Genomic DNA, 18799 nt, shown 5'->3' on the forward strand with positions numbered 1-18799 from the left:
GTCACCAGCCGAGGGCGGCCGTGAGCGAGTGGTCGGGTGCGGCGTCGGCGTATTCGGACAACGCCTCGATCTCGGACACGAAATCCGAGACCGCTGAGGCATAGGCGGGGTCGAGGTGCGTGCGTGCGATCTCGTGCAGCGGCGGCAGGTCCATCGCGATGATGAGCGACAGGCGGGCTGCGACGGCGGCGTGCGCCCCGGCATCCTGCAACACGCGGATGCCGCCGCGCAGCGCCGCGAGATAGTCGAGCAGTACCGGGAGTCGTGCCTTGCCCTGCGTGATCGAGGTGCCGTCCGCCCGCACCCGCCAGTGCGCGACGACGTCGGGGATCACATCGAAGGCGGACGCGCGGGTGTACATGAGCTGCGCGACCACCTGATCCTCGTAGGCCACGCCCTCGGGGAAGCGGAGATCGCCCCAGAAATCGGTGCGGCTGATCTTCGACCAGGCCACGATGTTCGCCGATGCGGCGGGGTGGGCGAGGATCGTCGTGCCGAGGCGCTGCGGATCCGTCGCCCGCGCGACCCAGGGCTGAACCCGTCCGGCGACGTAGGAGTCGCCCTGCAGACGGGAGCGCACGTACGCCCCCGCCACGAAGTCGCTGCCGCTCTCGGTGAGAGTGCCGGTCAGCCGGGCGAGGGCGGTCGGGGTGAGTTCGTCGTCGGCATCGAGGAAGCCGAGCAGGGGGGTGTCGACGAGTTCGACTCCCGCGTTCCGCGCGGCTCCGAGACCGTGCGCCTCGTCTCGGCGGAGCAGACGGAATCGCGAGTCGTCGGCCGCTGCGGCCCGGAAGACGTCGGTCGTGCCGTCGACCGATCCGTCGTCGACGAGGATCGCGCACCAGCGCAACTCGGTCTGCGCCCGCAGTGAGTCGATCGCGGCGGGGGCGAAGGCGGCGATGTCGCGCCCGGGGACGATCATCGTCACGATCGGGTCGGTTGCGCTCACTCACCGATTCTATGGCCGCCGGGTCAGGCGAGGATGGCGCGCACCGACTCCGCGACGAGCCGGGCGAGATGTTCCGGGGCGTCGTCAGGGAGGGTCCCGCGGCCGAACGTGAAACGAACCGACGTCCGCGCGGTCACGGGTGCGATACCGCACGCCAGCAGCACGGGGGAGGGCTCGTCACTGCCTGCCGCGCACGCCGATCCGCTCGACGAGACGACTCCTCGGCGCTCGAGCTCGAGGAGGACGGACTCCCCGCTCGTGCCGGCGAACGTGAAGCTCGCGGTTCCCGGGAGCCGTCGCACGGGATCTCCCGTGAGCGCGGCTTGCGGGATCTCCGCCAGGATCGCGGCGATGAATCGTGCCGATGCCTGCCCGACCCGCGCGACGACATCGATCCGCTCGGCCTCGGCCAGGTCGAGAGCCGTCGCCAGCGCGACAGCGCCCGCGACGTTCTCGGTGCCCGATCGGCGCCCGCGCTCCTGCCCGCCGCCGTGCAGCAACGGTTCGAGCGGCACGCGGCCGCGGACGGCGAGTGCGCCGGTGCCCTTCGGCGCGCCGAGCTTGTGCCCGGCGATCGACACGGCATCCGCGCCGAGCCCGTCGAGGGGAAGCCACCCGGCGGACTGCACGGCGTCGAGGTGCAGTGGAATTCCGGTGGCGCGCGCGACATCGGCGAGAGCCGCGGCATCCTGCACCGTGCCGATCTCGTTGTTCGCATGGCCGATGCTCACGAGCGCGGTGTCGTCACGCAGGAGCGCCTGCACATCGGAGGGCGTGATCCTCCCGAACCCGTCCACAGCCAGCGGGGACACCTCGACGCCGTGGAAACGACGCAGGAAGTCGGCGGACTCCAGGATCGACTCGTGCTCGATCGGCGAGACGATCAGGTGGCGTCGGCCGCGCTCCAGTGCACCGAGCACGATGCCCTTGACCGCCAGGTTGTTCGCCTCGGTGCCGCCGGACGTGAAAACCACGTCTCCCGCCCGCATGCCGAGCACTCGGGCGACACGGCGACGCGCGTCACCGAGCGCGCGCGCCGCGGCCTCGCCCACGGTGTGGTGGCTCGAGGGGTTGCCGAAGACGTCCGTGAGGTACGGACGCATCGCTTCGAGAACCTCCGGGCGTACCGGTGAGGTCGCGGCATGGTCGAGGTAGAGCACCGCGTCAGCCGATCCGCAGGTCCAGGCCGAGGTCGAGCGCCCGCGCGGAGTGGGTCAGCGCGCCGACCGAGATCACATCGACGCCGGTCGCGGCGATCGATGCCACCGTGTCGAGGTTCACGCCGCCCGAGGCCTCGACCGTGGCGCGCCCGTCGACCAGCGCGACGCCCGCACGGAGGTCATCGAGGGTGAAGTTGTCGAGCAGCACGGTGTGCGCGCCGCCCGCGAGCACGGCCGGGATCTGGTCGAGACGATCGACCTCGACCACAACGTGCGCCGTGTGCGGCAGGCGCGCGATCGCAGCGCGCAGCGCCGTGGCGGTGTCGAGACCCCCACGCGTGAGGACGGCGAGATGATTGTCCTTCGCCATGACGGCATCCGACAGTGAGTACCGGTGATTGCTGCCTCCGCCCGAGGCGACGGCATGGCGCTCGAAAGCGCGCAGACCCGGAGTGGTCTTGCGGGTGTCGGCGATGCGGACGGGGGTTTGCGCGACCGCCCGGACGTAGTCGGCGGTGATCGTCGCGATGCCGCTCATGCGCTGCGTGAAGTTCAGCGCGACGCGCTCGGCGGTGAGGATGCTCCGCGCCGGTCCCGACACGGATGCGAGCACGTCGCCGGCGACGAACGCATCGCCGTCTCCGACGTGCAGGTCGACGCGTACCGCGGGATCGGTCAGGGCGAAGGCGGCGGTGAAGACGGCGCCGCCGCTGAAGACGCCCTTCTCCCGCGCGACGAGATCGGCGGTGGCCGTCGCATCGGTGGGGATCAGCGCGTCGCTCGTCAGGTCGCCCCACGGGGCATCCTCCTCGAGGGCGGCGGCGACGACACGGGTGAGGGTGGCGGCGGTCAGCATCAGACTCCGATCAGGGCGGGTTCGCGGAAGTGGGCGCCGACGGAGGCGGTGCGGTGGAGGGCGGCGGATGCCGTCGCCTCGGCGAGCAGGAGCAGATTCGCGTCCTCGTGCGCGGCCACGTCGGCGAGTGCGAACGGTCGTCCGCGCCAGGCGCGGATGGTCGTCAGCGCGTGACGCAGCCCGTCGTCGGTGCGCAGCAGCCCGACCTCGTTCCACATCACCCGTTGCAGAGCGTCGCGGGAGAACGGCGGAGCGACCGGTGTCGGAGAGGTCTGCGTCGGGGAGGTCTGCGCGGGTGAGTATGCGCCCGCGCGCTCGGCTGACGGTGTCTGCAGCGGGGCCCAGGGCAGCCCGATCGCTTCGGCAGCGCGGGCGCCGAACACAGCCCCCTCGAGCAACGAGTTCGAGGCGAGACGGTTCGCCCCATGCACTCCGGTGCGGGCGACCTCGCCGACGGCGAAGAGACCGGGCATCGTCGTGCGGCCGTCGAGGTCGGTCGCGATCCCGCCCATCAGATAGTGGGCGGCCGGGGTCACGGGGATCGGTGAGCGCGCCCAATCGAAACCGCGCTCGCGAGTGACGCGATCGATCGTCGGGAAGCGCCGGGCGAGGGCCTCGGCTCCGAGCATCGTGGCGTCGAGGCGGACCGGCGATCCCTGCTGCGCGGCCTGACGGGCGATGGCCCGGGACACGACGTCGCGCGGCGCGAGCTCACCGTCGGGGTGGCTGTCGAATGTGAAGCGCCTTCCGGCGTCGTCGATCAGTGTCGCCCCCTCGCCGCGCACGGCCTCGGAGATGAGGAAGGCCGGGTGCGCGTCGAGGATCGTCGGGTGGAACTGCACGAACTCGAGGTCGGCGACCGCCGCGCCCGCGCGCAGGGCTGCGGCGATCCCGTCGCCGGTGGTGCCGTCCGGGTTCGTGGTGTGCGCGTAGAGGTGCCCCGCGCCTCCGGTGGCGATCACGACGGCATCCGCGGTCAGGTCGGACAGCACGCCGCCGTGCAGCAGACGGATGCCGTTGACGGCCGCTCCGTCGACGATCAGGTCGACGAGGAAGGCGTGCTCCACCACCGTGATCGCCGTGCCCCGTACGGCGGCGGTCAGTGCACGGGCGATCTCGGCGCCGGTCGCGTCGCCGCCCGCGTGCACGATGCGCGCGTGGCCGTGCGCGGCCTCGCGTCCGAGCAGGAGCGTCCCGTCGGGGGCGCGGTCGAAGGCCGTGCCGCGGGCGATCAGCTCGGCGATCCGCGTGGCCCCGTCGGCGACGAGCACGTCGACCGCCGCCTCGTCCGACAGGCCGGCGCCCGCGGTCAGCGTGTCGGCGGCGTGCAGGGCGGCCGAGTCGCCCGCGCCGTAGACGCCGGCGACTCCGCCCTGCGCGTAGCCCGTGCATCCGTCGCCGAGCGCGCCCTTCGTCACCACCGTGACGGCGTGGCCCGCCTCGTGCGCGTGGAGGGCCGCGGTGAGACCCGCGATCCCCGACCCCACCACGACGATGTTCATCGCGCGCCCGCAACCACCGGCGGCTTCGCGGCGAGCATCCGTTCCAGGGAGACGCGCGCGGGATCGGCGACGTCGGACGTGACGCTGATCCGGTTCGGCGTGCGGCCGGCGACCAGTTCCTCCAGCACCCAGGCGAGGTACCCGGGGTGGATGCGGTACATCGTCGAGCACGGGCAGACGACCGGGTCGAGGCAGAAGATCTCGTGCTGCGGGTGCTGCGCCGCCAGCCGCTTGACGAGGTTGATCTCGGTGCCGATCGCGAACGTCGTCGGTTCGGTCGCCGCGTCGATCGCACGTCGGATGTAGTCGGTCGATCCGGCCTCGTCGGCGGCATCCACGACCTCCATCGGGCATTCCGGGTGCACGATCACCCGGACGCCGGGGTGCTGGGCGCGCGCCTGCTCGATCTGTCCGACCGTGAAGCGGCGGTGCACCGAGCAGAAGCCGTGCCACAGGATCACCCGGGAGCCCTCGAGGATCTCGGCACTCGATCCGCCGAGGGGCTTACGGGGGTTCCACATCGGCATCTGCTCGAGCGGGACCCCCATCGCCTTGGCGGTGTTGCGGCCGAGGTGCTGGTCGGGGAAGAACAGGACGCGGCGTCCGCGTTCGAACGCCCACTCGAGCACGGTCTGCGCGTTCGACGACGTGCAGACGATCCCGCCGTGCCGACCGACGAACCCCTTGATCGCGGCCGAGGAGTTCATGTAGGTGACCGGGATCACGGGCACGCGCCCGTCGTCGTCGGTGGCGTCGAGGTCGCCGAGCACGTCTTCGAGCTGCTCCCAGCACTCCTCGACCTGGTCGATGTCGGCCATATCGGCCATCGAGCAGCCGGCGGCGAGGTTCGGCAGGATCACGGCCTGATCGGGGCCGGACAGCAGATCGGCGGTCTCGGCCATGAAGTGCACGCCGCAGAACACGATCGCCTCGGCATCCGGTCGTCCCTTGGCCGCGGTGGCGAGCTGGAAGGAGTCGCCCACGTAGTCGGCGTGGCGCACGACCTCTTCACGCTGGTAGAAGTGGCCGAGCACGACCACCCGGTCTCCGAGCGTCTGCTTGGCGGCCCGGATGCGCTCGTCGAGCTCGGCCTCGTCCGCTTCGCGGTACTCGACGGGGAGCTCGCCCTGACGCGGGGCGCCGGTCGGGATCACGTCACCCATCGAGGAGCCGGGGCCGTAGCCGGGGCGCGTGTCGAAGTCCCAGGGGCCGACGGCGAGGTCGGTCGTGCAGGTCTCGTCGACGGAGGCGCCCGTGACGATGGCCTGGATCGCGTGGTCGACCGAACCGTCGCGCGGCGGGACGGCGGGGGCGGGAACGAAGGTGATGCTCATCGGATGCTCGTTTCTTCGGGACCGAGGGGGCCGCGGGCGGCCAGTTCGACGTCGGTGTTGTCGCGGTACAGGCGGGCGGGACGGTGGCTGCCGGTGCGGAAGCGGTCGGTGGGGATGAGGTTCCCGGTCGCTTCGACCTGGCGCCGGAAGTTGGCGGGGTCGAGCTGCCGGCCGAGGATCGCCTCGTAGGCCTCGCGCAGGTCGGCGAGGGTGAACTCGGAGGGGAGGAAGCCGTGGGCGACCCGGCTGTAGCCGACCTTGCTGCGCAGGCGCCAGAGGGCGTACTCGATGATGTCGGCGTGGTCGAAGGCGAGCTCGGGCAGTGCCTCGACGTCGAACCATTCGACGTTCTCGGGGGCGCGCCCGGATGCCCGATGCGCGGCGCTCTGAGCGAGCACCTCGTCCTGACGCAGGAGCGCCCAGTAGACGATCGAGATCACGCGGGTGGGGGAGCGGTCGACGGCGCCGAAGGCGTACAGCTGCTCGAGGTAGGAGGGCGTGAGACCGGTGGTCTCGGCCAGTGTGCGCGCCGCGGTGTCGATCGGGGACTCGTCCGGGGCGATCCAGCCTCCGGGCAGCGCCCACCGGTCGGCGTAGGGCTCGCGAGTGCGCCGCACGAGGGGGAGGGCGAGCGTGGGCGTGCCCGACGGCGACGGGCGCAGCGTCAGGATCACGGTGGATCCTGCGACGCGGATGTCGTCAGTTCGAGTCATAGTTACCTTAACCTCCGACTCGATCTTAGTGTCATCGAGACACTTAGTGCGAACGGATGACGCGCGATGGCGTCGAGTCCGAAACGTTATGCGAACGCGGAGAGAACTCTTGTTCCCCCGGACGGGGTTTGTTAGGTTACTGTCCTAACAAACCCCGTCGCTCGGCAGAGCAGCCGACGACGGCCACGATCCCCACCCCCGAGGATCGGCTCCGCACCCGGAGCACCCCTCCTGCAGTGCAGCACCGAGAGGAAACAAGAATGATCCGTAATGGCAAGCGCAAGATCGCGCTCACCGCGGTAGCGGGGGCATCCGTCCTCGCTCTGGGCCTGACCGCCTGCGGTTCGGGCGGCAGCGGCGACTCCGACGCGAACGGCGACCGCGCCCTCCGTGTCTGGGCGGGCAGCCAGACCCCGATCACGGCCAACTACAACCCCTTCGCGCCCACCGTGCTCCACGGTGCGCTCGGCCCGATCTACGAGCCGCTGTTCTTCTTCAACAAGACCGCGGACACCGAGCCGGTCGGCCTCATCGGCGACACCTACGAGTACAACGAGGACGGCACGGTGATCACCGTCACCATCAAGCCCGACCTCAAGTGGAGCGACGGCGAGCCCCTCACCGCCGGCGACGTCGCCTTCTCGTTCTCGTACGAGGCCAACAGCCCCGACACCAACGGACTCGTCTCGGCCGAGGCCACCGACGACACCACTGTCGTGCTCACCTACGACAGCGCCCAGTACACCACCGAGTTCCAGCGTCTCGGCTCGACGTACATCCTCCCCGAGCACATCTGGAAGGACATCGAGGACTACGCCAACTTCGCCAACGAGGACCCGGTCGGATCCGGTGCCTACGTCGTCGACAAGACCACGAGCGAGTCGTACACCCTGGTGGCGAACGAGAACTTCCGCGACGCCGCCGACCTCGGCGTCAAGAAGGTGCAGTACATCGCGGTCGACAACAACCAGACCGCTCAGGACCTGCTCGCCGCCGGCAAGCTCGACTGGACGGGCATGTTCATCCCGAACCCCGACGACGTCACCGCGAACGGCGCGATCGACTGGATCAACACGCCGCAGGACCCGACGGTGCTCTACACCTGCTCGAACGCCGACCTGGGCTGCACGGGCCCGCAGACCGACGTCGCCGTGCGCCAGGCCCTCAACGCGGCGATCGATCGCGGCACGATCAAGGAGAAGGCGTTCGTCGACCTGACCGCCGAGATCTCGCCCACCTACGCCCTGCTGCCGCGCGACGAGAAGTGGGTCGCCGACCCCGCGAACGAGCTCAGCCCGCAGGAGGCCAACGCCGCCGAGGCCGGGTCGATCCTCGAGGCCGCCGGCTACACGAAGGGCTCCGACGGCATCTACGAGAAGGGCGGCGTGCCCGTCGAGCTCAGCCTGACGTCGGTCGACGGCTGGACCGACTACAACGACGCCGCGAAGCTCATCGCCGAGCAGGCCGAGGCCGCGGGCATCAAGATCAACGCCTCGACGGTGCAGTGGCAGGAGTTCTCCGACACCCGTCAGAGCGGTGAGTACCAGCTCATCGTCGGCGGCATGATCGGCACCTCGGTCGCCGACCCGTTCCAGATCTACCGCGACTGGTTCGGCGGAACCGCCGTGGCATCGACCGGCCCCGTGGGCGAGGAGATCCCCACCGGCCGCTGGAACTTCAGCCGCTACGACAACCCGACCGTCGACGCCGCGATCCAGTCCGCGATCAGCACGAACGACGAGGCGACGAAGAAGGAGCTCTACGCGACGATCCAGACCGAGATCGTCCGTGACCTCCCGTACATCCCGCTGGTGATCAACGCCACCCAGACCTTCTACAACACGAAGGATTACACGGGCTGGCCGACGGAGAGCGACCTGTACGCGTTCCCGCCGTCGTGGGGTGCGATCGCGGCGGGCTACGTCCTGACGCATCTGCAGCCGGTCAAGTAACCGTCGATCATCGGGGAAGCAGGAAGTCAAGGAAGACTCGCACATGAAGTTCTATGCACGACGGATCGGGTTCTACGCGTTCACGCTGTGGGCCGCGATCTCCATCAACTTCCTGCTTCCCCGAATGATGCCGGGCAATCCCGCCGACATCATGATCGCCAAGATGCAACGCGCGGGCGGCGACGTCTCCGAGACGACCATCCGCAACATCAAGCTCCTCCTCGGCGGTGACGACTCGTCGCTGTGGGAGCAGTACCTGTCCTACTGGGGGCGGATGTTCCAGGGCGACCTGGGCGTCTCGGTGACGAAGTTCCCGACCCCCGTGACCGAACTCATCGGGCAGGCACTGCCCTGGACGCTGATCCTCGTCGGCACCGCCACCGTCATCTCGTTCATCCTCGGCGTCGTGCTCGGCGCCTGGGCCGGGTGGAAGCGCGGTACGTGGGTCGACCACCTGATCCCCGCCACGACCGTGCTGCAGTCGATCCCGTACTTCTGGATGGCGCTCATCCTCGTCGCCGTGTTCGCGGTCGGCCTCGGCTGGTTCCCGATCTTCGGCGGCTACGACGTCTTCGACTTCCCCGACGGACCGGAACCGACGTGGGCGTTCTTCACGAACGCGGTCTCGCACGCGATCCTCCCGGCAGTCACCATCGTGATCAGCTCGGTGGGTGGATGGCTCTTCGGCATGCGCAACATGATGGTCTCGACCCTCGCCGAGGACTACGTGCTCACCGCCGAGGCCAAGGGCCTCCGCCCGCGCCGCATCCTCACGACCTACGCCGCGCGCAACGCCGCCATCCCCTCGATCGCGGGCTTCTCGATCACCCTCGGGTTCGTCGTCGCCGGCTCCATCGTGATGGAGCAGGTGTTCACATACCCCGGCATCGGCAAGCTGATGTTCCAGGCCGTCACCAACAACGACTACGCGCTGATGCAGGGGCTCTTCCTCGTCATCACGATCACCGTGCTCGCCGCCAACTTCTTCATGGATCTCATCTACGGATTCATCGACCCGAGGGCTCGCCAGAATGTCTGACACCAAGCTCACCCCGATGCAGATCGTCAAGGAGCAGCCGACCGACGAGCCGGCGACCACCATGACGCTCGCCACCGCGACCGGCCGCCCGAAGCGGGGCCGCGGGCTGATGCCCACACGCTCGGCGAAGTTCATCACCGGTCTCGTACTCGTGCTCGCGATCGTGCTGTTCGCGATCATCGCGCCGCTCTTCACCCAGAACCCGCGCAGCACCGACAACGCGGCCCTGCAGCCACCCTCCGCAGAGCATTGGCTGGGTACGACGAAGCTCGGCAACGACATGCTCGCCCAGCTCGCGATCGGCGCGCAGGGATCGTTGCTCGTCGGCGTCACCGCCGGCGGCATCGCGATCGTGCTGTCGCTGCTCTTCGGCGTGCTCGCCGGATACCTCGGCGGGTGGCGCGAAGACGGGCTCGCCCTCATCACGAACGTCATGATCGTCATCCCCGGTCTGCCGCTCGTGATGGTGATCGCGTCGTTCGTGCCGCAGCGCAGCTGGCAGCTCGTCGCGTTCGTGCTCGGCATCACGTCGTGGGCGGGGGCGGCGTACGTGCTGCGTCTGCAGACGCGCTCGCTCCGCACCCGCGATTACGTGTCGGCCGCGAAGGTGGCGGGGGAGCGGTCCTTCCGCGTCATCCTCGTCGAGATCATGCCGAACCTCCTGCCGCTGCTCACCGCCCAGTTCCTCTTCGCGATCATCTTCGCGATCCTCGGCGAAGCGGGCCTGTCGTACCTCGGACTCGGCCCGAACTCCTCGATCACCTGGGGCACGATCCTCAACGACGCGCAGTCCGGGCAGGCGCTGGGCCGCGGAGCCTGGTGGTGGTTCGTCCCGCCGGGTGTGATGATCGCGCTGCTCGGCGCGGGACTCGCGCTGATCAACTTCGCCATCGACGAGATCATCAACCCGAAGCTGCGCAACGCGCCGGATGCGGCTCGTCGTGTGCGCAAGGCCGCCAAGAAGAAGGGGGTCGTGGCATGAGCGACGCCGTCCTCACCGCCCGCGACGTCTCGATCGAGTACGAGGTCGACCCTCCGGTCAAGGCCGTGCGCAACGTCTCGCTGACCCTCCACCGTGGCGAGATCCTCGGTCTCGCCGGCGAATCCGGGTGCGGCAAGACCACGCTCGCCTACGGCATGAACCGGTTGCTCAAAGCGCCCGCGCTCATGACGAGCGGCGAGATCGTCTTCCACGACCGTGACGGCGACGACATCGACATCGTCGGTCTGCGCGACGACGGGCTGCGCGCCTTCCGCTGGGACAAGATCTCGATGGTGTTCCAGGGGGCGATGAATTCGCTCAATCCCGTGATCGATGTCCGGGCCCAGATCTACGACATCTTCGACACGCACCGCCCCGGCATGACGCGCGCCGCGAAGAAGAAGCGCGCGGAGGAGCTGTTGACGCTCGTGGGGGTCGACCCCGCGCGGCTCACGAGCTTCCCGCACGAGCTCTCCGGCGGCATGCGCCAGCGCATGATGATCGCGATGGCTCTGGCGCTCGACCCGCAGGTCATGATCATGGATGAGCCCACCACGGCGCTCGACGTGGTGGTGCAGCGCGGCATCATCCGCGAGATCATGCGATTGCGCGAGAAGCTCGGCTTCGCGGTGATCTTCATCACCCACGACCTGCCGATGCTCATCGAGATCTCCGACCGCATCGCCGTGATGCTGCAGGGCGAGATCGTCGAACAGGGCACCGCCGAGGAGATCTACCGGTCGCCGCAGCACGAGTACACGAAGCGGCTGCTGTCGAGCTTCCCCAGTCTGCGCGGCGAGCGCGGGGACTTCGTCCGCACCGGGATGCACGAGAGTCAGGAGCAGGTGCGATGAGCGCTATCCACACGGATGCCGGTGGCACGACGCGCACGCTGGAGGCGCGCCACCTCACGAAGGACTTCCACCTGCGGTCGGGCTTCCAGACCAGCATCCTGCACGCGGTGAAGGACGTCTCCTTCACGCTCGAGGCGGGGAAGACGATCGCGCTGGTGGGGGAGTCGGGGTCGGGCAAGTCGTCCATCGCGCGCATGCTCATGAAGCTCGAGACGCCGACGAGCGGACAGATCCTTCTCGACGGATCAGAGACCGGCACACGGGGTCAGGCGCTCGCCCGCTACCGCTCCGACGTGCAGATGGTGTTCCAGGACCCGTTCGCCTCGTTGAACCCCTTCCACTCGATCGTCCACCACCTCGAGCGCCCCCTGCGCATCCACCACCCGGAGCTGAACGGAGCGCAGGTGCACGAGCGGGCTCTGGAACTGCTCGAGCGCGTGCGGCTGTCGCCCGCGACGGGGTTCGCCGAGCGCAAGCCGCACGAACTGTCGGGTGGGCAGCGCCAGCGTGTCGCGATCGCCCGTGCTCTCGCTCCGGGGGCGCGTTTCATCGTCGCCGACGAGCCGGTGTCGATGCTCGACGTGTCGATCCGTCTCGGGGTGCTCAATCTGCTCGCGGACCTCCAGCGCGAGGACGACCTGGGCGTGCTCTACATCACGCACGATCTCGCCACGGCCCGGCACTTCTCCGACGAGATCATGGTGCTCTACAAGGGCGATGTGGTCGAGCGCGGGCCGGCGGACGAGGTGATCCTCAACCCGCAGCACGAGTACACCAAGACGCTGTTGGGAGCCGCCCCGGAGCCCGAGAATCTCGGCCGTCTGCGCGACGAGGTCAGGCAGGAGCTCGCGACGGAGACCCGCTAGACTGAGCGGACAATCGAACACGGGCCGAATGACCCCCGCGGGAGAGCCCCGGCGAATGCAGCCGGGCACCGAAGGAGCAAGCCTCCCCGCCAATCTCTCAGGTACGCGTACCGCGCGGTTCCGGCCACTCTGAAAAGCGATCCCGCCCGTCGGGGGATCCGCCGACGGTGAAAGCCCTGCGTCCGCGCGGGCGAAACTCTCAGGCCCATGACAGAGGGGGAGTTCCGAGGAACGGCGACGCCGTCGTTCCGCCCGTCTGCAACCGGGAGAACTCCATGTCCGATCCCCGTTACACCCCGCTCCGCGAGCGCCACGAGGCGCTCGGTGCTTCGTTCACCGACTTCGGCGGCTGGCAGATGCCGGTGCGCTACACCTCCGATCTCGCCGAGCATCACGCGGTGCGGCAGGCGGCCGGTCTCTTCGACATCTCGCACATGGCCGAGTTCACGGTGCAGGGTGCAGCCGCCGATGCGTTCCTCGATCACGCACTCGCCGGACGGCTCTCCGCGCTCGCGATCGGCAAGGCGAAGTACTCGCTGCTGCTCGCCGAGACGGGCGGCATCATCGACGACGTGATCGTCTACCGACTCGGTGACGACGATTTCCTGATCATCTCGAACGCGGGCAACCGCGACGCGGTGCGCGAGGCGCTCGCGTTCCGGGCCGGCGGCTTCGACGTCGAGGTGCGGGACGTCTCCGACGACTACGCACTCATCGCCGTGCAGGGTCCCGCTGCCGAGACGATCCTCGCGGCCACCGCCGGGATCGACGAGGTCGGCATCCCCTGGGCCGAGCAGCGGTATTACGCCTGGGCGTCGGCGACGTTCGGCGGTGAGCCGCTGCTGCTCGCCCGCACCGGCTACACGGGCGAGGACGGCTTCGAGCTGCTCGTCCCCGCCGCCCTGGCCGTGAGCCTCTGGGACGCGGTCCTCGCCGCCGGCGAGGCGTTCGCACTCGTGCCCGCCGGGCTCGCCGCGCGCGACACGCTGCGGCTCGAGGCGGGCATGCCGCTCTACGGTCATGAGCTGAGTCTCGAGACCCGACCCGCGCAGGCCGGACTCGGCCGTGTGGTCGTGACGGCGAAGGAGAGCTTCGTCGGCAAGGACGGAGTGGATGCCGCCGCCGACGCCCCCGTGCTCGTGGGGCTCATCGCCGAGGGGAAGCGGGCCGGTCGCGCCGGCTACGCCGTGGTCGACGCCGACGGCGTGCCGCTCGGCGAGATCACCAGCGGTGCTCTCAGCCCCACTCTCGGCCATCCGATCGCGATGGCCTACGTGACCCCTTCTTCCGCGGAAGAGGGAACCGCAGTATTCCTGGATGTGCGGGGAACGAGGATCCCCGCGACCGTGACCGCTCTGCCTTTCTACCGGAGGACGAAATGACCGATCTCAGCACCCTGCACTACACCGAGGAGCACGAGTGGATCGCCGCGGACGGCGACACCCTCACCGTCGGCATCACCGACTACGCCGCCGAGAAGCTCGGTGACGTGGTCTTCGTCGAGCTGCCCGCCGTGGGCGCCGAGGTCGCCGCGGGCACCGTCGTCGGCGAGATCGAGTCGACGAAGTCGGTGGGCGAGCTCTACGCGCCCGTCACCGGCACGGTCGTCGAGGTCAACGACGCCGCGGTCGACGACCCGTCGCTCGTCAACGCCGAGCCCTTCGCGGGAGGCTGGCTGATCAAGGTCTCCGTCGAGGGCTTCACCGCCGACGGACTGCTCGACCGCGATGCCTACGTCGCACTCACGGAGGGCTGATCCGCACGTGGTCTCTTTCGCCGATCGTCATATCGGACCCACGGCCGACGCGCAGCGTCGGATGCTCGATGCTCTCGGTATCGGGCCGGACGCCGACCCCGAGGGTCCGCTCGAGGCGCTGATGACCGAGGCGGTGCCCTCGTCGATCTTCACGGCGGCGCCCTCGGCGTCCGCGCTCGCGGGCAGCAGCATCCCCGCCGCAGCCAGCGAGACCGAGGCGCTCGCGGAGCTGCGCTCCCTCGCCGCGCGCAACACCGTCAATCGACCGATGATCGGGCTCGGGTACTACGGCACGATCACCCCGCAGGTGATCCAGCGGAACGTGCTCGAGAACCCGTCGTGGTACACGGCGTACACGCCGTACCAACCGGAGATCTCACAGGGCCGCCTCGAGGCGCTCATCAACTTCCAGACGATGGTCGCCGACCTCACAGGGCTCTCGACTGCCAACGCGTCGATGCTCGACGAGTCCACCGCCGTCGCCGAGGGCATGCTCCTCGCCCGACGCGCGTCCAAGGCGAAGACCGACGTGTTCGCGGTCGACGCCGATGCCCTTCCGCAGACGCGTGCGCTCCTCGAGAACCGGGCGGATGCCGTGGGCGTCCGTCTCGTCACGGTGGACTTCGCCGCGGGGGAAGAACTCCCCGCCGAACTGTTCGGCGTGTTCGTGCAGTACCCCGGCGCCTCCGGTCGCGTGTGGGATCCGTCGGCGGTCATCGACGCGGCGCACGTCGAGGGCGGCCTGGCGGTCGTCGCGGCCGATCTGCTCGCGCTGACACTCCTCACGTCGCCGGGCGCGCTCGGCGCCGATGTCGCGGTGGGCACGACCCAGCGCTTCGGGGTGCCGATGGGCTTCGGCGGTCCGCACGCCGGCTACATGGCGGTGCGCGCCGGACTCGAGCGTCAGCTGCCCGGTCGCCTCGTCGGCGTCTCGGTCGATGCCGACGGCAAGCCCGCCTACCGTCTGTCGCTGCAGACCCGCGAGCAGCACATCCGCCGCGAGAAGGCGACCTCGAACATCTGCACCGCCCAGGTGCTGCTCGCGGTCATGGCCTCCATGTACGCGGTGTACCACGGGCCGGACGGACTGACGGCGATCGCGCAGAGTGTCGCGGGCAAGGCCGGTCTGCTGCGCTCCTGGCTCGTCGAGGACGGCGCCCACGTCGTGCACGACGCGTTCTTCGACACCCTGCAGGTGCGCGTCCCCGGGCGCGCGGCCGAGTACGTCGAGCAGGCGCATCACGGCTACGGCATCCTGTTGCACGCGGCGGATGCCGACACCGTGGGCATCTCGGTCGATGAGACCACGACCGTCGACGAACTGCTGCAGGTCGCCCGCGTCTTCGGCGGTCGCGACGAGCGCGCCTTCGCCTTCGCCGCCGGCGCGAACGCACTGCCCGAGAGTCTGCGGCGTCAGGACGAGTTCCTCACGCACCCCGTCTTCCACGCGCACCGCAGCGAGACGGCCATGATGCGGTATCTCAAGAGCCTCGCCGACCGCGACTACGCGCTCGACCGCGGCATGATCCCGCTCGGGTCATGCACGATGAAGCTCAACGCGGCGACCGAGATGGCGGCGATCACGTGGCCGGAGTTCGCGGGCATCCACCCGTTCGCACCGGCATCCGATGTCGCGGGCTACCTCGACCTCATCGATCAGCTCGAGGCGTGGCTGGCCGAGGTCACCGGGTACGACGCGGTGTCGCTGCAGCCGAACGCGGGTTCGCAGGGCGAGCTCGCGGGGCTCCTGGCGATCCGCGGTTACCACCTCGCGAACGGAGACGAGCAGCGCACGGTGTGCCTCATCCCGTCGTCGGCGCACGGTACGAACGCCGCGTCCGCCGTGCTCGCCGGGATGAAGGTCGTCGTCGTCGCGTGCGACGAGCTCGGCAACGTCGATCTCGACGACCTTCGGGCGAAGATCCAGACGCACGCCGAGGAGCTCTCGGCGCTGATGATCACCTACCCGTCGACGCACGGCGTGTACGAGCACGACGTGGTCGAGATCACCTCGGCCGTGCACGACGCGGGCGGTCAGGTGTACGTCGACGGCGCGAACCTCAACGCGCTGCTCGGCTACGCCCGCTTCGGCGACCTCGGCGGCGACGTCTCGCACCTCAACCTGCACAAGACGTTCGCGATCCCGCACGGCGGCGGCGGACCGGGCGTCGGCCCGGTCGCGGCCAAGGCGCATCTCGCACCCTTCCTGCCCTCGCACCCCCTCGCGCAGCGCGCGGAGCACGCGGGCGGCCACGTCTTCGCGGGCGGCGTGGTCTCGGGCGCCCCGTACGGCTCGGCCGGTGTGCTCCCGATCTCGTGGGCGTACGTGCGGATGATGGGCGGCGAGGGTCTGCGCCGCGCGACCGCCGCGGCCGTGCTGTCGGCGAACTACATCGCCGCGCGCCTGGGCGAGCACTACCCGGTGCTCTACACCGGCGAGAACGGACGCGTCGCGCACGAGTGCATCCTCGACCTGCGCCCGCTGAAGGAGGCGACGGGTATCACCGTCGACGACGTTGCGAAGCGTCTGATCGACTACGGTTTCCACGCGCCGACCATGTCGTTCCCGGTCGCGGGGACGCTGATGGTCGAGCCGACCGAGTCGGAGGACCTGGGCGAGATCGAGCGATTCATCGAGGCGATGATCCAGATCAAGGCCGAGGCGGATGCCGTCGCCGCGGGTCGCTGGCCCGCCGATGACAACCCGCTCGTGCGCGCCCCGCACACGGCCGTGTCGCTGATCGCGGAGGAGTGGACGCACGCCTACACCCGCGAAGAGGCCGCGTATCCGGTGCACGCGCTGATCGCCGGAAAGTACTGGCCGCCGGTGCGGCGCATCGATCAGGCCTACGGCGATCGCAACCTCGTCTGCGCCTGTCCGCCGATCGAGGCGTTCGCCTGAACCGTTAACACGCCGACGGCACCGTTCTTCTCCGAAAGGCGGTGCCGTCGGAAGTTTTACGGCGTGTTGCCGTGTGTTTCGGCGATGTTTCAGATGGTCACCACTCAGTAACGGTTGATTAGCCGGGCGCGTCGGGCGTCAGATGCCGGGATACTCTGAAATATCCCTACGTGCTCGACGATGAGCGCGCAGTCAGAAGGACACGTCCTAGGAGGACACATAGTGAAGCGCAACAAGATCGCCCTTGCGGGCACCGCGCTGTTCGCGATCGGCGCCCTGGCGCTCGCGGGCTGCGCGAGCGGTGGTGGAAGCGACTCCGACGGCGGCAGCGCCTCGGGCGAGGCGAACCCTGACGCCATCATCACCACGAACGGCTCGGAGCCGGAGAACCCGCTGATCCCGACCAACACCAACGAGGTCGGCGGCGGAAAGATCCTCGACGAGATCTTCGCGGGACTCATCTACTACGACGCCGACGGCGAGCCCGTCAACGACGTCGCCGAGGAGATCACGACCGAGGACCCGCAGCACCTCACGGTCAAGATCAAGGAAGGCCTCACCTTCACCGATGGTGAAGAGGTCACGGCCGACAACTTCATCAAGGCGTGGAACGAGGGCGCCAAGCTCTCCAACGGCCACCTGTCCAGCTACTTCTTCGAGGACATCGAGGGTTTCAGCTACGACGAGGACTCCGAGCTCACGGGTCTGCAGCAGGTCGACGACTACACCTTCACGATCGCGCTGAACAAGCCGGCATCCGACTTCGCCCTGCGTCTCGGCTACTCGGCGTTCTACCCGCTCCCGGACGTCGCGTTCGAGGACATGGACGCCTTCGGCCAGAACCCGATCGGCAACGGCCCGTACAAGATCGACGGCGACGACGCGTGGCAGCACGACGTGCAGATCGACCTCGTCCGCAACGACGACTACGAGGGCGGCCGTCAGGCGAAGAACGGCGGTCTCACGATCAAGTTCTACGCGACGCAGGAAGCGGCGTACGCCGACCTGCTCTCGAACGAGGTCGACGTCATCGACGCGATCCCGACGAACTCGCTGGCCGTTTTCACCGACGAGCTCGGCGACCGCGCCGTGAACCAGCCGTCGGCCGTGTTCCAGTCGTTCACCATCGGCCAGTTCCTCCCGCACTTCTCGGGCGAAGAGGGCAAGCTGCGTCGTCAGGCGCTCTCGATGGCGATCAACCGCGAAGAGATCACCGAGACGATCTTCTCGGGTTCGCGCACCCCGGCCTCCGACTTCACCTCGCCGGTCATCGCCGGCTGGTCGGACTCGGTCCCCGGTTCCGAGGTCCTCGACTTCGACCCCGAGAAGGCGAAGGAGCTGTGGGCCGAGGCCGACGCCATCTCGCCGTGGGAGGGTGACTTCAAGATCGCCTACAACGCCGACGGCGGGCACGACGCCTGGGTCGACGCGGTGAGCAACCAGATCAAGAACAACCTCGGAATCTCGGCTTCGGGCGACCCGTACCCCACCTTCCAGGACCTTCGCACGAAGATCAACGACCGCACCATCACCACGGCTGCGCGTTCGGGATGGCAGGCGGACTACCCGGGTCTGTACAACTTCCTCGGACCGCTCTACGCCACGGGCGCAGGTTCCAACGACGGTGACTACTCGAACCCCGAGTTCGACGAGCTCATCTCGGCCGGTATCAGCAACCCCGACGCCGACGCGCAGATCGAGGACTTCACCAAGGCCCAGGAGGTTCTCTTCCAGGACCTGCCCGCCATCCCGCTGTGGTACTCCAACGTCACCGGTGGATTCAGTGAGAACGTCGAGAACGTGACGTTCGGCTGGAACTCCGTGCCGCTGTACTACGAGATCACGAAGGCCGGCGAGTAAGATCTAACGGCACTTCACCTGTGAGGCGGTGACGATTTTCGTCACCGCCTCACAGGCTTGTGTTCGCACGGTTT

The 18799-nt window shown here is 69.0% G+C and carries 15 protein-coding genes and 1 riboswitch; of the genes, 9 read left to right on the forward strand and 6 right to left on the reverse strand.

All coding sequences use genetic code 11. The annotated features are described in order from the left end of the window. Position 1: 1 nt before the first annotated feature. The 6 genes from ACFY9N_RS05365 to ACFY9N_RS05390 are packed head-to-tail and all read right to left on the reverse strand — an operon-like array spanning position 2 to position 6514. On the reverse strand, positions 2-949 hold the full coding sequence (locus ACFY9N_RS05365; protein WP_391477284.1) for a glycosyltransferase family 2 protein: 948 nt from the start codon (positions 947-949) through the stop codon (positions 2-4). A gap of 23 nt (positions 950-972) precedes the next feature. After that, positions 973-2109, reverse strand: coding sequence for a cysteine desulfurase family protein (locus ACFY9N_RS05370; RefSeq protein WP_391477285.1), 1137 nt, complete (start codon positions 2107-2109; stop codon positions 973-975). A gap of 4 nt (positions 2110-2113) precedes the next feature. Further along, entirely contained in the window at positions 2114-2965 is an 852-nt protein-coding gene (gene nadC, locus ACFY9N_RS05375) for a carboxylating nicotinate-nucleotide diphosphorylase (RefSeq protein ID WP_391477286.1), read from the reverse strand. Next, a complete protein-coding gene (nadB, locus tag ACFY9N_RS05380) occupies positions 2965-4467 on the reverse strand; it encodes an L-aspartate oxidase (RefSeq protein ID WP_391477288.1) in 1503 nt (500 codons plus the stop codon). Before nadB ends, nadC begins: the two co-directional genes overlap by 1 nt. After that, positions 4464-5801, reverse strand: coding sequence for a quinolinate synthase NadA (nadA, locus tag ACFY9N_RS05385; protein WP_391477289.1), 1338 nt, complete (start codon positions 5799-5801; stop codon positions 4464-4466). The genes nadB and nadA overlap by 4 nt, the downstream gene beginning before the upstream one ends. Next, positions 5798-6514, reverse strand: coding sequence for an NUDIX domain-containing protein (locus tag ACFY9N_RS05390; RefSeq protein WP_391477290.1), 717 nt, complete (start codon positions 6512-6514; stop codon positions 5798-5800). The genes nadA and ACFY9N_RS05390 overlap by 4 nt, the downstream gene beginning before the upstream one ends. A gap of 260 nt (positions 6515-6774) precedes the next feature. Here ACFY9N_RS05390 and ACFY9N_RS05395 point away from each other — a divergent pair, with 260 nt between their 5' ends. From ACFY9N_RS05395 to ACFY9N_RS05435, 9 genes are all read left to right on the forward strand, one after another. After that, positions 6775-8466: an ABC transporter substrate-binding protein gene (locus tag ACFY9N_RS05395; protein WP_391477291.1), complete on the forward strand. Its 1692-nt coding sequence runs from the start codon at positions 6775-6777 to the stop codon at positions 8464-8466. 43 nt (positions 8467-8509) lie between these two features. Beyond that, a complete protein-coding gene (locus ACFY9N_RS05400) occupies positions 8510-9505 on the forward strand; it encodes an ABC transporter permease (protein ID WP_247622971.1) in 996 nt (331 codons plus the stop codon). Then, on the forward strand, positions 9498-10487 hold the full coding sequence (locus tag ACFY9N_RS05405) for an ABC transporter permease (protein ID WP_391477292.1): 990 nt from the start codon (positions 9498-9500) through the stop codon (positions 10485-10487). Before ACFY9N_RS05400 ends, ACFY9N_RS05405 begins: the two co-directional genes overlap by 8 nt. After that, positions 10484-11341: an ABC transporter ATP-binding protein gene (locus ACFY9N_RS05410; protein ID WP_391477293.1), complete on the forward strand. Its 858-nt coding sequence runs from the start codon at positions 10484-10486 to the stop codon at positions 11339-11341. The genes ACFY9N_RS05405 and ACFY9N_RS05410 overlap by 4 nt, the downstream gene beginning before the upstream one ends. Further along, complete coding sequence (locus tag ACFY9N_RS05415) at positions 11338-12207, forward strand: ABC transporter ATP-binding protein (RefSeq protein WP_391477294.1); 870 nt, start codon at positions 11338-11340, stop codon at positions 12205-12207. Before ACFY9N_RS05410 ends, ACFY9N_RS05415 begins: the two co-directional genes overlap by 4 nt. Positions 12208-12235: 28 nt before the next feature. Beyond that, positions 12236-12330: riboswitch (glycine riboswitch) on the forward strand. Between the two features lie 152 nt (positions 12331-12482). Next, on the forward strand, positions 12483-13589 hold the full coding sequence (gene gcvT, locus ACFY9N_RS05420) for a glycine cleavage system aminomethyltransferase GcvT (protein WP_391477295.1): 1107 nt from the start codon (positions 12483-12485) through the stop codon (positions 13587-13589). Beyond that, positions 13586-13963 (forward strand): glycine cleavage system protein GcvH, encoded by a 378-nt coding sequence (gene gcvH / locus ACFY9N_RS05425; RefSeq protein ID WP_391477296.1) that lies wholly within the window; start codon positions 13586-13588, stop codon positions 13961-13963. The genes gcvT and gcvH overlap by 4 nt, the downstream gene beginning before the upstream one ends. After that, positions 13935-16865, forward strand: coding sequence for an aminomethyl-transferring glycine dehydrogenase (gene gcvP / locus ACFY9N_RS05430; RefSeq protein WP_391477297.1), 2931 nt, complete (start codon positions 13935-13937; stop codon positions 16863-16865). The genes gcvH and gcvP overlap by 29 nt, the downstream gene beginning before the upstream one ends. Positions 16866-17087: 222 nt before the next feature. Beyond that, positions 17088-18725 carry an ABC transporter substrate-binding protein gene (locus ACFY9N_RS05435; RefSeq protein ID WP_391477298.1) on the forward strand — a complete coding sequence of 546 codons (1638 nt, stop codon included), beginning with the start codon at positions 17088-17090 and terminating at the stop codon, positions 18723-18725. The last annotated feature ends 74 nt before the right edge of the window (positions 18726-18799 follow it).

It is taken from the genome of Microbacterium sp. NPDC008134 (genome assembly GCF_042957055.1).
Taxonomy (GTDB): domain Bacteria; phylum Actinomycetota; class Actinomycetes; order Actinomycetales; family Microbacteriaceae; genus Microbacterium.

Coding starts and splice junctions, on each gene's coding strand:
- gcvH (WP_391477296.1), top strand. CDS start 13,586: ATGACCGATCTCAGCACCCTGCACTACACCGAGGAGCACGAGTGGATC.
- gcvP (WP_391477297.1), top strand. CDS start 13,935: ATGCCTACGTCGCACTCACGGAGGGCTGATCCGCACGTGGTCTCTTTC.
- ACFY9N_RS05405 (WP_391477292.1), top strand. CDS start 9,498: ATGTCTGACACCAAGCTCACCCCGATGCAGATCGTCAAGGAGCAGCCG.
- nadB (WP_391477288.1), bottom strand. CDS start 4,467: ATGAACATCGTCGTGGTGGGGTCGGGGATCGCGGGTCTCACCGCGGCC.
- ACFY9N_RS05390 (WP_391477290.1), bottom strand. CDS start 6,514: ATGACTCGAACTGACGACATCCGCGTCGCAGGATCCACCGTGATCCTG.
- nadA (WP_391477289.1), bottom strand. CDS start 5,801: ATGAGCATCACCTTCGTTCCCGCCCCCGCCGTCCCGCCGCGCGACGGT.
- nadC (WP_391477286.1), bottom strand. CDS start 2,965: ATGCTGACCGCCGCCACCCTCACCCGTGTCGTCGCCGCCGCCCTCGAG.
- ACFY9N_RS05400 (WP_247622971.1), top strand. CDS start 8,510: ATGAAGTTCTATGCACGACGGATCGGGTTCTACGCGTTCACGCTGTGG.
- ACFY9N_RS05395 (WP_391477291.1), top strand. CDS start 6,775: ATGATCCGTAATGGCAAGCGCAAGATCGCGCTCACCGCGGTAGCGGGG.
- ACFY9N_RS05415 (WP_391477294.1), top strand. CDS start 11,338: ATGAGCGCTATCCACACGGATGCCGGTGGCACGACGCGCACGCTGGAG.
- ACFY9N_RS05410 (WP_391477293.1), top strand. CDS start 10,484: ATGAGCGACGCCGTCCTCACCGCCCGCGACGTCTCGATCGAGTACGAG.
- gcvT (WP_391477295.1), top strand. CDS start 12,483: ATGTCCGATCCCCGTTACACCCCGCTCCGCGAGCGCCACGAGGCGCTC.